This window comes from Actinoplanes siamensis, from assembly GCF_016862395.1.
In the GTDB taxonomy this organism is placed as follows: Bacteria; Actinomycetota; Actinomycetes; order Mycobacteriales; family Micromonosporaceae; genus Actinoplanes; species Actinoplanes siamensis.
This window is the reverse complement of sequence record NZ_BOMW01000064.1, coordinates 26,890-41,952: the sequence shown is the minus strand read 5'-3', so window position 1 is coordinate 41,952 and position 15,063 is coordinate 26,890. Positions and strand designations below refer to the sequence as shown.

The 15,063-nt window shown below is 68.4% G+C and carries 12 protein-coding genes and 1 pseudogene; 2 read left to right on the top strand and 11 right to left on the bottom strand.

Annotated elements, in window-relative coordinates:
• Window positions 1-96: 96 nt before the first annotated feature.
• The 7 genes from Asi03nite_RS30070 to Asi03nite_RS30035 form a co-directional block, all read right to left on the bottom strand.
• On the bottom strand, window positions 97-771 hold the full coding sequence (locus tag Asi03nite_RS30070; RefSeq protein WP_203683871.1) for an HAD family hydrolase: 675 nt from the start codon (window positions 769-771) through the stop codon (window positions 97-99).
• 54 nt (window positions 772-825) lie between these two features.
• Complete coding sequence (locus tag Asi03nite_RS30065; protein ID WP_203683870.1) at window positions 826-1,647, bottom strand: AfsA-related hotdog domain-containing protein; 822 nt, start codon at window positions 1,645-1,647, stop codon at window positions 826-828.
• A gap of 14 nt (window positions 1,648-1,661) precedes the next feature.
• A complete protein-coding gene (locus Asi03nite_RS30060) occupies window positions 1,662-1,880 on the bottom strand; it encodes a tautomerase family protein (protein WP_203683869.1) in 219 nt (72 codons plus the stop codon).
• Window positions 1,881-1,920: 40 nt separating this feature from the next.
• Complete coding sequence (locus tag Asi03nite_RS30055) at window positions 1,921-2,814, bottom strand: hypothetical protein (protein ID WP_203683868.1); 894 nt, start codon at window positions 2,812-2,814, stop codon at window positions 1,921-1,923.
• The gene (locus Asi03nite_RS30050; protein ID WP_203683867.1) at window positions 2,807-3,427 is read right to left on the bottom strand and encodes a hypothetical protein; all 621 of its coding nucleotides are present in this window, start codon (window positions 3,425-3,427) and stop codon (window positions 2,807-2,809) included. Before Asi03nite_RS30050 ends, Asi03nite_RS30055 begins: the two co-directional genes overlap by 8 nt.
• A 111-nt stretch (window positions 3,428-3,538) precedes the next feature.
• A complete protein-coding gene (locus Asi03nite_RS30045) occupies window positions 3,539-3,781 on the bottom strand; it encodes a phosphopantetheine-binding protein (protein ID WP_203683866.1) in 243 nt (80 codons plus the stop codon).
• Between the two features lie 452 nt (window positions 3,782-4,233).
• Window positions 4,234-5,577, bottom strand: a complete 1,344-nt coding sequence (locus Asi03nite_RS30035) for an MFS transporter (RefSeq protein ID WP_373872184.1) — start codon at window positions 5,575-5,577, stop codon at window positions 4,234-4,236.
• 203 nt (window positions 5,578-5,780) lie between these two features.
• Between Asi03nite_RS30035 and Asi03nite_RS30030 the strand changes: the two genes are divergently transcribed.
• Both Asi03nite_RS30030 and Asi03nite_RS38125 read left to right on the top strand, forming a co-directional pair.
• Entirely contained in the window at window positions 5,781-6,692 is a 912-nt protein-coding gene (locus Asi03nite_RS30030; RefSeq protein WP_203683863.1) for a LysR family transcriptional regulator, read from the top strand.
• Between the two features lie 49 nt (window positions 6,693-6,741).
• A pseudogene (locus tag Asi03nite_RS38125) lies at window positions 6,742-6,819 on the top strand (hypothetical protein); the annotation flags it as partial.
• Window positions 6,820-6,878: 59 nt separating this feature from the next.
• Here the strand turns inward: Asi03nite_RS38125 and Asi03nite_RS30020 are convergent.
• From Asi03nite_RS30020 to Asi03nite_RS30005, 4 genes are all read right to left on the bottom strand, one after another.
• Window positions 6,879-8,150, bottom strand: a complete 1,272-nt coding sequence (locus Asi03nite_RS30020) for an MFS transporter (RefSeq protein WP_239103032.1) — start codon at window positions 8,148-8,150, stop codon at window positions 6,879-6,881.
• 58 nt (window positions 8,151-8,208) lie between these two features.
• On the bottom strand, window positions 8,209-9,231 hold the full coding sequence (locus tag Asi03nite_RS30015) for a methyltransferase (protein ID WP_203683862.1): 1,023 nt from the start codon (window positions 9,229-9,231) through the stop codon (window positions 8,209-8,211).
• Window positions 9,232-9,378: 147 nt separating this feature from the next.
• Window positions 9,379-12,627: a ferritin-like domain-containing protein gene (locus Asi03nite_RS30010; protein WP_203683861.1), complete on the bottom strand. Its 3,249-nt coding sequence runs from the start codon at window positions 12,625-12,627 to the stop codon at window positions 9,379-9,381.
• Window positions 12,624-14,228 (bottom strand): flavin monoamine oxidase family protein, encoded by a 1,605-nt coding sequence (locus Asi03nite_RS30005; protein ID WP_203683860.1) that lies wholly within the window; start codon window positions 14,226-14,228, stop codon window positions 12,624-12,626. The genes Asi03nite_RS30010 and Asi03nite_RS30005 overlap by 4 nt, the downstream gene beginning before the upstream one ends.
• Between the last annotated feature and the right edge of the window lie 835 nt (window positions 14,229-15,063).

Sequence of the window (15,063 nt, the reverse complement as noted above, 5' to 3'; positions counted from 1 at the left end):
CAATTCAGCCGCGTTCCGTACGATCACTCGGGAAGCACGGCACCGAGGGGGAGGTGTTTCCATCATGATGATGCGAGCACCACCGGTGCCCGGCCGTCAGGCCGTGACTCCCCGGACGCGATCGGCCAGCCGCTGTCGCAACTCCTGGTTTTCCCCCACGGCGACGGGGTGCCCCACGAGTTCCAGCATCGGCAGGTCGGAGACGTGGTCGCCGTAGGCCCAGCAGTCGCGCGGGTCGACGTCGGGACGGGACTCCAACACCCCCAGCACGGCGGTGCTCTTGCCCGTACCGATGACCGGAGTGGCGACCTCCCCGGTGTAACGGCCGTCGGCGACGATCGGGCGGGTACACAGGACGGCGTCGGCGCCCACCTCGCGGGCGAGAGGCTCCAGCAGCGGCGGGAAGGAGCCGGAGACGAGGACGACGGTCGCACCGGCGGCGCGATGAGCGCTCAGGGCCTCCCGGGTCGCCTCGATGTAGAAGCCCCGGCGGGACGCGGTGCGTTCGGCGAACCAGTCCTCCGCGAGCCGGCCGATCGTCTCCACCGACTGGTCGGCGTAGTGGCGGTAGTAGAAGCGGTTGATGTCCGCACGGGGGGCGCCGTCACCGGCCATGTTGTGGACCATCGCCATGATCCGCTCGTACCTCACCTCCCCGGCATCGCCGTGCTGGCGCACCAGCTGGTAACGGAGGAAGTCGAACATGCTCTTGACGGTGATCAGCGTTTCGTCGACGTCACTGAAGACCAGGTAGGGGCGTACATCTGACATGTGCAGGGCCCTTCTCGATGCCGGCCGCCGTCTGTCACTGGAGACCAGGCTCGGTCACACGACCTGCATCTCTGTCGAGTTCGGTTCGAGCGCCCCCGCCAGTACCGCCACGGTGTCCCGGAGGGATCGCTCGGCCGCGCGGGCTTCCTTGACATGCGCGACCTGGGTGTCGAAGGCGGTGAATCTGACCTCCATCACCGCGGCCTCGCCGCCGCCCTGGAGCACGACGACTTCGCAGGCGAACGTCGTACGGGTGCGGTGCGGCGAACGGTGCGAGAGAACCTTGCACCGGATGGTCGCGGGCAGCGGGAAGAGGAAGTTCCGGTAGTGGGTGGCGAAGGTGTCGATCACGAAATAGCTGTCGCCGACCGCCTCCGGCGGCAGGTAGTGCTGCTCGGCCACCGCGATGAACATCTGCCGCCCGGCCTCCATGGCCAGCATGCCCTGCATGTGCTGGCCGGTAAGGTGGTCGGACATCACCTCGTTGCCCGAGTCCACCAGCAGGTCCGACTCGAAGGAGTCGGGGCCGGTCCGCCGGGGCACGGAGATCAGCACGTTCTCTGCGCGGTGCTTGTGCGCGATCCGCCGCCCGGCACGGTCACGCAGCGCCTGGTCGTCGATCACGACCACGTCCGTGAGGCCGTGCCGGGCAAGCGTGTCGTGGATGAACTGGACGTCGAACTGGGACACCCCCTGCCCGAGCGTTACCCGGACCTGGTCCGTGCCGTGGGGGAACGCGCCCGTCCTGATCTGCCGGGCGAGTTGGGACACCGTATGGACGCCTTCGTGCTCGGCGAATGCGGCGAAGACGTCGCCCACGAGGAGGAAGGCGCCGGCTTCGACTTCGGCTGCGGTGCGGCTGGTCGTCTCGGGCATCTCGGCGGACACCCTCACTCGGAGAGCCGGCGGCTCAGTTCCGGGAACTTCGGGTCGCTGCCCAGAGCGCCGCCCTCCGCCCAGCGGCTGCGCGGCACCTCCTGGATGTAGACGGTGATCTTGTCCAGGGGGGCTCCCGTCACACGTCCGACGGTTCGGGTCAGCTCCTGCATGAGTTCCTGCGCCTGGGCGTCGCTCTGACCGTCCCAGGTGGTGACGGCGATGATAGGCATGGGCTTCTCCTGTGCTGAATGGCGGCTACGGTGCGGCGGGTCAGGACCGCGGGGCGGCGGTGGTCCGCAGGTTCTGGAAGGACGCGCCGCGTAGCTTGAGGTGCGCGTGGATGTCGCCGCCGAGACCGAACTCGCCGATAGCGCCGCCGTAGCTGCGCTGGTAGCTCATCCACAGCACGACCACGTTGATGATCCGGTTGGCCTCGGGCAGTCCTGGGTCCGGGAATGGATTGGGCAGCGTCGCGTCATAGCGGCCGTTCCCGTCGGCGTCGGTGACGAAGACGTTCGGCACTCCGAGCGGGCCGGGCCGGGTGGGCCCGGTGGGGTCAAGGTCGCGGGCACGCAGCGACATCACGGTGTAGACGCTGTTCGGGACGAGCCGGGAGAACGTGAAGCCGAACGTCCCGTGACAGCCGTCGGAGGTGACCCCGACCTCCAGGGTGCCGCTCGCCCTCATCCAGGCGCCGAAGGTCACCGGGGTGGTGAGCTTCGGCCCGTCCTCGGGACGCAGGTCCGGGATGGGCACCTCGTGAAAGGCGTGGCTGGGTCGCTTGACCCGGCCGGCCTCCGGCAGCTGCTCCGGCGCGAACACCATCGGGTAGTTGTTGCACGGCAGGGGCAGCGGAAGCGTGTAAAGGACGATGTCTTTGTCGGGCCCGTCGGGCTCACAGTCCAATTCCCGCACCACGGTGTACGGAGCGAGGTCGCCGAAGTCCGGCAGCGGACTGTCCGGCGAGACGATCGCCGCGCCCCACTCCGGCCGGATCGCACCGTCCGGGGTGGCCCGGTTGACCATCCCGACCACGACGAAGTTGCCGTCGGCGTCCATGACTTCGCTCGGCGGGTAGAGCGGGCCCTGAGTGGTGAGGCTGAGCTCCAGCTTCTCGGTGACACCCGGGGTGGCGGTCCAGGGGGCGGTGGCGGTCTCAGGCATCGGCACGCTGGTAGACGCGGGTGTACAGACCGCTCTCGCCTCCGACGATGAAACGATCGCCGGCCTGCTGGACGATGTCCTGGTACTCGGGGGAGGCGAAGACCTTCTGGTACTCCACCGGGTCGCAGTCGAAACCCGTCACGAACATCACGCCGGGCTGAGTGCTCAGCAGCGTGTGGTACGCCAGGAACGTGGTGACCTGCTCGGCACGGCGAACCACGTCGAAGATGGTCTTCTCGCGCCACTCGCGGTAGGCCGCGTACTCCGTCGGCTTGACCTCGATGTACCGCAGCTGGATGTGCCGTGTCCGGGGCAGCGGATCGACGGTGTCCTTGGGCGCCTCGACGAACTCCAGGAGCTGGCGCCGGAAGTCGGTGACCAAGTCCATCGAGACGGTGTCCCACAGCCTCCGCCAGCCCGCCGACATGGCATCCAGCTCGGCGTAGTCCTGGACCGGCGTGATCTCGAGAACGGTGTCACCGTTCGTGCTGCGGAGCAGGGTGCGGCCGGCCAGCGGTTCCTTCTCGTTCAGTTCGCCCCAGCGGTCCAGCACCTCGTCCACCCTGCCGGGAGCGACGCCAACTTCGGTGAGGATGAGCAGAGTGGCGGACATTCCTGTTCCCTTCCGACGGAGTGTGAATAAGTGATCTACCCGCGCGGACCGCCGCCAGGAATGGCGAAATGCGGGGTTGGGACGGTGCTCGGACGGGACGCCCGGAACCCGTCAGGCCACAGCGACACTCTTGGCCGCGATTACCGCAGCCGCCTCGGCGACGGTCTGCTCGGGGACGAGCTCACCTATCTCGATCTCGATTCCGAAGGACCTCTGGAGACGCAGGGCCAACTCCTCCAGCAGCAGCGAGTCGATCTCCATGGCCTCGAAAGTCGTTTCCGGCGTGACGTCTGCCGTCGGGACGTCCAGTTCCGTCAGAACCGTGACGATGTGACGGGTGATCGAAGTATCCATATCTTCCCCCAAGACACTGAAACGCCGAATGCGAATTCAAGGCGGATGAATCCCATCGCGCTTCATGGATGCAATCCTGCGAGCTGGACGCGGGAGGAGGAAGTGTCTTCCCCTGATGGTGGTGGCAACACCAGCATCAGGGGTACGGCCCAGGCGACCCCGGAGTGGGCACCCGCGAACTCCCGCTCCCGTGACGATCAGATTGCCGCCGCCACCGGATCGGACCAGGACACCGGTGCGGTACCACCCGTCGGCGGTGAAGGCACGGGCGTTGTGGTCGTCGGCGCGGAAGTAGCCGCGGATGGTGTACGGGCCCCGGGTATGCAGCTCGCCCACCTCTCCCACCGCCACATCCAAGTCCCGATCGGCCGGCACCCGGATCTCCGTGGCCACGGTCTCGGCGTGCTGTCCACCTCACGGGCAAGGGGGGACGGCGGCCGGCTGAGGAGGCGTCAGTTCCGGCGTCCGACGAACACGGCCACCACGGCCGCACCGATCGCCAGCACCACCGCTGCCACCACCAGCGCCACCCGAGCGCCGGATGCCGTCGACGTACCCGCCGCCATGACCGCCCCGAGGACAGCCACACCAAGAACGGCGCCGGTCTGCCGGACCGAGTTCAGGGCACCGGACGCGATGCCCACCAGATCCTTCGGCGCGGCCCCGACCACCGCGGTGACCAGCGACGGGATCGCGAATGAAACGCCGAAGCCGAGCAGCAGCAGACCGATCATGCAGAGAGTCACGTCCAACGCCGAGGTGCCGCCGAACACCGCCTGAACGGCGGTGCCGAAGGCCATCATCAGGAAGCCGACCGTCGCCGGGACACGGGCGCCCACCCGGGCCACGATACGGCCCGTGAAGATCGGGTTGAACGCGGTCGGGATGGTCAGGGGCAGGAATGCAGCCCCGGCGACCGAGGCGGAGTAGCCGTGCGCCTCCTGAAAGTAGAGGGAGAGCACGAACAGCACCCCGGAGAGGCCGAAGTTCACCAGGGCTCCGGCCAGCAGACCCGCTGAGAACGTACGGCTGCTGAACATTCGCGCCGGTAGCATCGCGGCGTGGCGGTCCTTCTCGGGTCGCCGCTCGGCCATCACGAACACGACCGCGGCCACGAGCGATACTGCCAGCGCAGCGAGAACCTGCGGCGACATCCAGCCGGCCGGTCCGCTCCCGATCAGGCCATAGGTCAGGGCGGCGAGACCGAGCACTGCCGCGATTTGTCCGGTGAGGTCTACCCGGCGGCCGGCCTTGACCGGCGTGTGCACCGACGAGCGTGTCACGGTCACGACGCTGATCAGTGAGATCGGCACCGCCACCAGGAAGATCGACTGCCAGCCGAACGCATCGGCGAGCAGACCACCCACCACCGGGCCGGCCACCAGACCGGATCCGCTGAGCGCGGCCCACACGCCGAGCGCCTTGGCCCGTGCCTGAGGATCGGCGCAGCTGCTGGCGATCAGCGCCAGCGAGCTCGGTACCAGCAGCGCACCGGCTACGCCGAGCAGCGCCCGGAGTCCGATCAGGATCGGCATCGAGCCGGCCACCGCGCACACGGCAGAGAGAGCGGCGAACGCCCACAGTCCGACGAGAAACACCCGGCGGCCGCCGAACCGGTCGGTCAGCACGCCGGCGGTCAACAGCAGAGCCGCGAACGTGACCGTGTAGGCGTTGGACACCCACTGCAGCGAGCTGAGTCCGCCGGCGAGGTCCTTGCCGATCGCCGGAAGCGCGACAGTGACGATGGTCGTGTCCAGCATGACCACGAAATAGCCGAGCGAAAGACCTGGCAGCAAGAGACCGGCATCCCGGGGCCGGCCCGGTACGGAAGCGCCGACCGGCTTGCCCGCGGCAGACGCCGTGACAGGCTTGGCCATAGGTGATACCACTTTTCCGAGTTGGGGCCTATCAGTCACTTCACCCTGACATCGGTCAGGCCGATTCCAAAGTCGGCAGTTACGATGATTTCCATCGGCCTGACCGATAGGAGCCTCGCCCGATGGAACTTCGTCATCTCCGCGCGTTCCGGGCTGTCGCCCGTACGTTGAACTTCACCCGGGCGGCGGCGGACCTTCACTACGCCCAGTCCAGCATCACCGAGCAGGTCCAAGCTCTGGAGTCCGAGCTGGGCGCGCAGTTGTTCGACCGCTCCGGCCGGCGGCTGCGGCTGACGCCGGCCGGTGAGCGCCTGGTCGGGTACGCCGAGAAGGTGTTGCTGCTGGTGGAGGAGGCTCGCACCGTGGTGCCCGACCAACTCGACGAGCCCAGCGGGGTACTGACGGTCGGCGCCCTGGAGACGCTGTGCGCCCATCGGCTGCCCACGATGCTCAGTACCTATCGCTCACGCCGGCCCAAGGTGCGGGTCGCGGTTCGCGAGGGCAACCGTGGCGAGCTGTACGGCGCGGTCAGCCGGGGTGAGATCGACATCAGCCTTACCTTCGGCGATCCGCCCGCTGACGAGACACTCGGATCCGAGACTTTGGAACGGGACCGGTTGATGATCGTCACCCCGGTTGGTCACCGGCTGGCCGGGTCACCGACACTGCGCATGATGGATCTCGCGGGCGAGGAGTTCCTGGCCACCGAGCAGGGCTGCGGGTTCCGTGAGATGTTCGACCGGTCGGTCGCGCCGCTCGGCGCTGACCGGCCCAAGGTGGTTGCTGAGATGACCAGCCTGGCCGCGCTGTGCAGCTGCGTGGCGTCGGGCATGGGCGCCGCCCTGCTGCCCGAGATCGCCATCCGCAGGCACCTCGACCGTAGTCACGTGGCAGCGATCCCCTTGGTCGACGCCGACGCGCAGACCAAGGTGACGATGACCTGGCTGCGCCGTGGGGAGTCGAATCCGACGCTGACCGCGTTTCTGCGCACGGCGCGGTCAGTGATCGAGGCTCCAGCCGGCCACGCAGCGTAGCGGCGGCTCAGCCCGCGACCAACACGATCCGGCCCGTGGTCACCGCAAGGTGCGGGCGACCGACCCGCGTGACCCGCGGGGAACCCGTTACCCACGGTCCGCGGTCCTTGCCGTCGCGGTCCGCGCGGTCATGGCCGGCGCGTCGTCGTTCGCGGCGATCACCGACTGGCTGTACGACCGCGCACGTCAAGAGGCTTCGGGACTCTTTTCCGGGAGGTCACGGGAGCCGGGCGGCCTCGAATTGTCACGGGTTCCCGGGGTGCTTTCCGCGACGCGGCGGGAGCCGCCAAGCGCCCGGCCGAAACCGATCAGCGCGGTCAGCAGGGCGAGAACGGCGGCGACCGCCGGGGTGGCGTAACCGGTACGAGCGCCGGCCTCCTCGACCACCCAGCCACCCACCGAGTTTCCGGCGGCGATGCCGATCAGCAGGCCGGTGGTGGTCAGCGTCATGCCCTCGGTGATCCGGGACGGCGGAACCAGCTCGTGCACCAGCGTCATGCTGGTGATCATGGTGGGGGCGGTGGCGAGACCGGCGAAGAAGAGCAGCACACCCAGCGTCCACACGTCGCCCGCCAGCAGGACCGGCTGCATCAGTACCGCCATGCCGGCCACACAGATCAGGAAACGTACCGGGGTCCTGCCGCGTACCTTGGCGGCGCCGAACGCCAGGCCGGCGACGGCTGAGCCGCCTGCCAGCAGGCCCAGGATGACGCCGGCCGCGGCGGGATGGCCGAGCGATTCCGTGTAGGCCACGGTGGCCACTTCGATGCCGCCGAAGACCATGCCGGTGAACAGGAACGTCACCGCGATCTCGAGCACGCCGCGGACCCGGATCGGGGAATCCCCGCGCTCGCGGACCTGGTGGACCGGCGGCTCGGTGCGGCGCTGGGCCGCCAGCGACAACGCGCCCACCAGCATCAGCGCGGTCGCCACGACCAGCCCCGCCTGCGGGGCGACCATGGTGCAGAGCAGTGCCGCGAGTACCGGCCCGGTCATGAAGCACAACTCGTCCAGGGACTGCTCGACCGCGTTCGCGCTGTGCCGCATCTCCGGCTGGTCCGCGAAGAGAGCCGCCCATCGCGCCCGGGTGAGGGCGCCGACGTTCGGGGTGCCGGATGTGCCGACCCAGACCACGAACAGCGTCCACGACGGCACGCCGGCATCGATGCAGATCACCAGAAGGGTCGCCGAGACGGCGGAGACCAGCGCGGCCGGCACGGCGATGCGGGCCTGACCGTACCGGTCCACGAGACGACCGATCCACGGCCCGGCGACGGCGACGGCGGCGAGACCCGTCGCCGAGACGGCGCCGGCCAGGGCGTACGAGTCCCGCAGCGTCGCCACCATGATCACCACACTGACGCCGAGCATTGAGATGGCCAGTCGCGCGGGCAGGGCGCTGAGGGTGAACGCGCCGGCACCGGGCGCGGTGAACAGCTGGCGGTACGGCTGTAACACGGAAGTCCTCCAACTCGGGCGGGAGGTGGCGCGGGTGTCCAGGCTCCGTGTGCCGCGGTCAGGCCGGGACTGCCTCGATGACGCTGAGCGGGGCGGCCGCCTCCACCATGTGGCCGAATCGCAGCCCGGCCTCGTCCAGCAGTTCGATGTGCTCGGTCAGGGTTCGCTCCCGGCCGCCGTACACGATCATCATGGCGACGTCGAGCACCTTGCTGGGATGGAAATCGTCGCCCGGCGGAACGACGGCCTCGATCAGCAGCAATCGACTCTCCGGGGTCATCGCGGTCCGGCAGTTGCGCAGCAGGGTGACCGCGTCCGCGTCGGACCAGTTGTGCAGCACTCCTTTGAGGAGATAGAGGTCCGCGCCGGCCGGTACTTCGCGCAGGAAGTCGCCGCCGACCACGGAACACCGTTCGGAGAGCCCGGCGGCCGATATCCGCTTCTGTGCCACCTCAGCGACCTCCGGCAGCTCGAACACGACCCCTTCGGCCCGCGGGTACCGCTGCAGCAACACGGTCAGCAGACTGCCGTTGCCGCCACCGACGTCGACGATGCGCCGGACCCCGCCGAAGTCGTACCCGTTGGCCAGGACCATGCCCATGACCCGGCTGTGCTCCGCCATGGCGGAATGGAATATCTCGCCGTGCTCGGGATGGTGGGCGAGGTGCTCGAAGATCGGCTCTCCGTATACCGCGGAGAAGGCCGGAACCTGAGCGCGGACGCTGCTCGCGGCGTCGTCGTAGACCGGGTTCAGCATGCTCTGGAAGCGCACCCACCAGTGCAGCGACTGCGGATGATCGGCATTCAATCGCTTGCCCATCTCGGTGAGCGCGAACCGGCCGGCGGCTGCCTCGGTGCAGACGCCGATTCCCGCCAGGGCCCTGAGCAACCGGTGCAGTCCCCGCGGATGCGTCGCCGTCGTCTCGGCGAGTTCCTCAGCACTGCGCGGACCGTCCGCCAGCAGGCCTGCCACGTCCAACTCGACGGCGAGTTGCAGAAGGCGGGCCGCGCCGAGCCCCTCCGCCATCCGAAGCAAGCGCATCGTCTCGTCCTGGTCGGTGGGGAGTTGTCTGGTCGTCATGGTCTCTCCAGAAAGCGGTAGGTGTTTCGGATGGCGCCGCGATCAGCAGTTTCCCGGGGTGTACGAGCAGCCGTGACGGGCCGTGGAAGACCAGATCGTCGGCGTGCGGCACCTGTCCGGTCGAGCGGCCGGCGTCGGCGACGGAAGTCATGCCCGCACCCCCGCGCCGAAGAAATCGGCGTAGAAGGCGAACATCTCGGTGACCCGTTCCGGCGCGACCGCCACCTTGTCGGATGCCGCGGCGAGATGCTCGAATCGCAGCGCCATCGAGCGGCTCGCGACGTCGGGGCGAGGAATGAACCGGGGTTCGGTATCCCACTCGAAGGAGGGGCCAGCGCTCGTGCCGGGCCGCCCGGACGGCATCGTCACCAGAACCTCCGCCAGCGGGCTCATCATCCCGGTCATCACGTCGATGGCTGCGTTCATCAATCGGGAACGGCGCAGGCTGGCGTCCGGTTGTTGACCGAAGTGCTGCACCATGAGCTGCACCATCATGAAATACGCGCGGTTGAACAGCTCCAGCACGGCGATCGTCTCCGGCTCGGTGACCCGTTCGGTGTTCGGGTTGCCGGGGTACAACGACGGGTTACGGGCCACCGGATAGGCCGGCGACCACAGTTCCCGTCCGGGACCGCGGGCCGCGGCGTGTTCGGCGAGCAGCCGGTCGGAGAGGCCGAGGAAGATCTCGTAGTGCGACTCACCGCCCCGGACGTACGATTCGATCCGTCCACCCTCACCCTGCTCGGTCACCACGTCGATGGCGAAGAGCGCGCTGGCCAGGTCGTCGACATACAGTTGGTAGTCGGGGTGCACCGCGTTGATCGACTCTCGCAGGAACAGATGGTGTTCCCCGCCGCCCCGGCCGCGCTGGATCATGAACAGGTCGGGAACATGGTGCAGGCCCGCGCGGATGTCGTCGTACAGCTCCGGGATGGAGTGGTAGCGGTGCTCGTCGCGCCCGGCAGGAACATCCGTTCCCAGCGGACCGGTGAGGGGTGACGTCGCACCGGCAGGACGCTCGATGGCGATGAACCGCTGCAGACTGCCCACGTTGAGCGGTTCCAGGGCGAAGTCCAGAGCCACCGGCAGCGTGCTGTTCAAGGTGCCGAAGGAGAAGACCGGGACGTGGAAGCCCTCCCCCATCGCCATGATGATGTTGTTGATGGCCAGGAAGTGGATCATTTCTTCCCGGGCGACCTCGAGCAGCCTTCCGCGCACGCCACCGTCACGGCTGCGGCCACCGTCGCCACAGGCAAGCCGGGCCTGGTCCGGCGTCCACAGGCCGCGGCGTACGAACTCGCGGGCCGCGCCATGTGTCGGGACGGAGTAGGCGGCGTACAGGTACTGCAACATCACCGCCAGCTCGAGCGTCACTGCATGCTGCAGTGCCGTGAGCAACTGCCCGCGCGTGGTGATCGGCACCCCGGTGCGGGCTCGCTCCGGAACCGGTGGTGGAACCCGGGCCATGGACTGTTCGCGCCGCAGGAATCGCAGGAACAGGCCGGCCTTCGCGGCGGACAGATCCCGCGTCGGTGGCATGAACCAGGTGCGCGACCGGTTCGCCGGGTCAGACATCTGCCACAGCAGCCGGGCGTACGTCGCGACCTTGCACCGGTCCGCGAGGCTGAACACCTCGGCCCCCATGAAGGAGTAGAGGAACTCGTAGTCGGCGAGCACCTCCCGGTACAGCAGGTCGAACGTGACCTCCTCGGTCGGCACATCGGCGAGGTGCCAGTCGTCGGGCAGTACCCGTACCGCCATGTGCCCGGCACCGGCCCAGTATCCGAGGGCGTCCGCGTCGTCGTAGGCCAGTGTGCTGGACCCGGGCGGCTCGACCGGACAAGGCCCTGCGTCATGACCCGGGGCGAGCAGGATCCGGCCCGCGCCGGCGCAGGCCCCGCGGACGGTGAACCGGCCGTCGCCCTGGGCGTCGGTGTCGATCACACAGGTCTCCGCGAAGTCGCCGCCGGCCTCGACCGGTCCCGGCCGTACCTGTACGAGGTCGACGTCACCGCACCGCGCCGACGCGCTGGCCGCGGCCGGGTCCAGCGGGCGGGACCGGGGATTGAGGAACTGCCGCACCCGGATACCGGTGACCGGCGCTGGCCGGCCTCGCACGAAGGACCTGATGCCCACGGTCACCGCATGGTCGTCGTTCCTCGATCGGTCAGGGTGCTCCAGCATCAGGCAGGCGTCATCGGTCTGGACCGTCACCTCCTCCTCGGCTACCAGCGTGCGCCGCTGCCCGTCCACCTCCCCGAGCAGGCACAGTGCCTCACCGGGTGAGGGGCCGTCGGCGGGCCGCAGGTTCGGCACGCTGACGATTCCGCTGGTCAGATCACACGCCGGGCCCGCGTAGGCGGACCGTGGAATGCGCGCGATCAGGCGGCCGGTCCGCCCCGTCCGCAGCTCCAGGTCGCCGAGCTGGACCCGGTGGGCGGAGAGCTGCGAGTCCGCTCCGGGGCCGGCCAGAGGCACCGCTGTGATCAGGTTCAGGGTGACCCGGTCGGACTCGACCGCGACCGTGACGTTGTGGAGAGGCACCGGCCGTTCGGTCCATCCGGCAGCCCGCGGTGTCAGCAGCCGTCCGGCGGGGTAGGTTTGCAGCTCGGAACGGCGCCACGGGGCCACGGTGCCCCACACAGCCCACTGGTTCGGCATGTTCGGCGCCGCCGGCATCTGCATGGTGGCCAGCGCGAACTGGACGACGACGCCGTCCACATCCGGCTGCTCGACGACGGCGCGCAGCCGTTCGACCGATGGCGACATCGATGCTTGCGGGAGCCAGTGCAGGCCACCACCATCCGGCAGGACGAACTGGTGCACCGTGGACCGGGCCAGCTCGGCAGCCAGCGGGTGCTCCCGGAGGCCACGACAGTAGTCGAAGTGGTGCCACCGAGGCGGCTGATATCCGGACACGTCGCCGGCGAGCAGATAGCCGTCCTCGTACGACCGGTCACCGCGTCCGAGCCCGAACTGCCCCACCATGACCGTCGTCGTCCAGCGGGAGGTCGGATCCAGGTCGAACACTCGCGCACGGTTGGCTGTGGTGCCCAGATACTCGTTGTAGTGGCCCCACATGTCCACCTGCCGGCCGACGACCGGGTCGGCGCGGTCCAGACCCGTCGACGACTCGACGGCGACGACCTTGGCGTCGATCCAGAAGTGGCTGTTGCCGGCGAAGTTGTAGCCGGCCGCGCTGGTGCAGGGCTCGCCGCTGCCCCGGCGTTCCAGCCAGGCATGATAATCCGGCGGTGGCATGGTCACAGGCACCGGCCCGTCGTCGGTGAGCGCCCGGTTGGTCGCCAGATCCAGCAGGCCGCTGCGCGGCCCGGTGGGCAGCTTGGTGGTGGCCGTGCCGCGGAAATGCAGACGAGGCACGTCGAGGACGCTCATCCGGCCAGCTCCGTACCGACCGGCAGCCCGGTACGCCCGGCCCGGTCGACAGGCCTTGGCACCAGTGGGGCCGCCCGCATCAAACTGGGGGCCGGGAAAGCAGCCGCCATCCGCATGACCATCTGACTCACCGCGTCGAGGGCGGATTCGAGCGCGCCCTCGAGCCAGGCGGGCCGGGACGAACAGTGCTCCCCGGCGAAGTAGAGGCGCCCCTCCGGCCGCTGTGCCCGGACGCGTTGCTCCTCGGCCGCGGCCGCGTCCATGCCCCAGCGAACCGAACATGCACCGTGGCTCCACGGGTGCTGTCCCCACGCCAAGCTCTTGGCGTTGAGCACCATGCCGGGCCGCAGCAGCTGTGGATGCATGGGGGCGAGGTCGGCGAGCACAGCCGCGTACCGGGCCGCCGCTGACATCCGCCCGAGCAGCTCGGCGTCCTCGCCGATGCTGTAACTGGCCAGCAGCACCGCACCGTACGCGGGATCGCCGTCGATCGGCGGATAGTAGGTCTGGCGCACCCGTCCGCCGCTCAGTGAAGCACCGCTTTTGATTCCCTCACGCTGCCAGAACGCTTCGCGGCAGTGCAGTGCCACCTTGGTGGCGGGGACGTACTGCACACCATTGATGATCTGGAGCTTCTCGTCGCTGAAACCACTGAGCCGCAGCCCTCGCAGCACCGAGAAGGGCAACGTGCACAGCACCTGGCCACAGCGACGCACCACGGGGCGACCCTCGGCGCGCAAATGCACCACCACCTCGTCGGAGCCCACATCCACGCCGACCACCTGGTGTTGACGACGGATCGGCCCGTGAACGCGCCGCGCGAGCCGCCGTATCAGCTGATCCATACCCCCGCGCAGCCGGAACAGCTCGGTGCTGGTCTCCATGAGAATGTCGTCCAGGAAACCTCGCAGCGGGTCGCGGCACGCCTCACGCAGGGACGGGTGGGCCGCGAACACACCGTGCAGGTCGAAGGCGTTGCCGTTTTCCCGCACGAACGGCGTCAGGTTGAGGCTGTCGACGTGGTCGAGCAGACGCGTGCGCAGATCTTGACGCAGATCCTGACGTTGATCGGGTGGTGCGATGGCGTCGACGACCAGCGTCAGCCAGGCGCCGAACATCAACGACTCGGGACGATAGCTGTCGCGGGACAGGCCCTCACGGATTTCGGTGATGAGCTGACAGGCGGCGTCGCCGAGGCGGATGTACTTCTCGGCGGTACGGAGGAAGGCGTTCTTGTCGGCCAGCAGACTGTCGAAGGAGCGCAGTTCCTCGGTAAGGCCCAATCGGGCGACGTAACGAAGGGTGTTGCTGTGGGCAGCAGGGATGCGCATGGCGCCCAGTTCGGCGAAGGGGGCGTCCGCCGAGTCACCGAAGCGGAAGGTACAGATCCGGCCACCAAGTCGCCGGCTGCCCTCCAGCACCTCGACGGGAATCCCCAGTTGCTCCAGCTCGTACGCGGCGGCCAGACCGGCGATGCCGGCGCCCAGGATCACCACGGTCGGATCCGGACGCTTGCTGCTCGCCCGGCCATTGGCGGCAGCCTGGTCAGGGGTGGTGCCCAACGGTACCGGCATGGTCGCCGGTGACGGTTCGTTACCCATGCGATTGCCTCCCGCGCCTTAGGTCGACGAGCCCATGGCAGGGGGTGGACTGCTGTTCGCAGGCGATGTCCGGATCAGGACGGCGCTCGCCGACTCAACGGAGCGGATAAGACTGCGCCGTATCGGTTCGGTTGCTTACGATTGGTCAGTCACGCCGACTGTACGAATATTTCCTCAAGCCTCGTTCCGTCTATTGCCTCACGCCTCGTTCAGTCCCTGATCCTACTGCGGTGCAGTTCGAACACACAGCCCCAATGGGAAGGGAGCGACCCATTGGGGTTACCCGCTCCTGCCGGCAAGGACGAGGTGACACGGCCTGGACGGATCGGACCGTGAAGCGCGTCGTGTTCGTGCCCGACAAGGGCAAAAAGTTTTGATAAAGTACCCCGCTCCGCGATCCCCGACGCGGCCGGTGAACAGCGAGCGACCAATAAGCCTGGCCTCGTCCTTCTCATCCTCCTCATCCTCCCCGTCCTACTCGTCCTCCTCCTCCGACGCGTCTCGTGCCCCGCAGCGAATCGGCCCGTCCACGACCACCCCGAGGAAGGGAAAGCGTCACGCACCGCCAAATATCGAGGCAGCACGGTGAGGACACGGATGATGTGCTCGCGAAATTGCCGCATGTACTCGAGGAGGAAATCCCTGGCGCACCGAAGATCCGTGACATCGGAGAGCAGTCGCCATCCAGAGCGGATTGGCCGGAGTTAATGCGACTTAAAGCCTGCCGGCAGGTCTCGATCGCCGCGTTGCCCATGCGGGCCCGGACTCCAGAAGTCATACCGATGCCGCCCATATTCAGGCGCTGAAGAAGGTCTTGTACGCCAGGTCGTCGCCG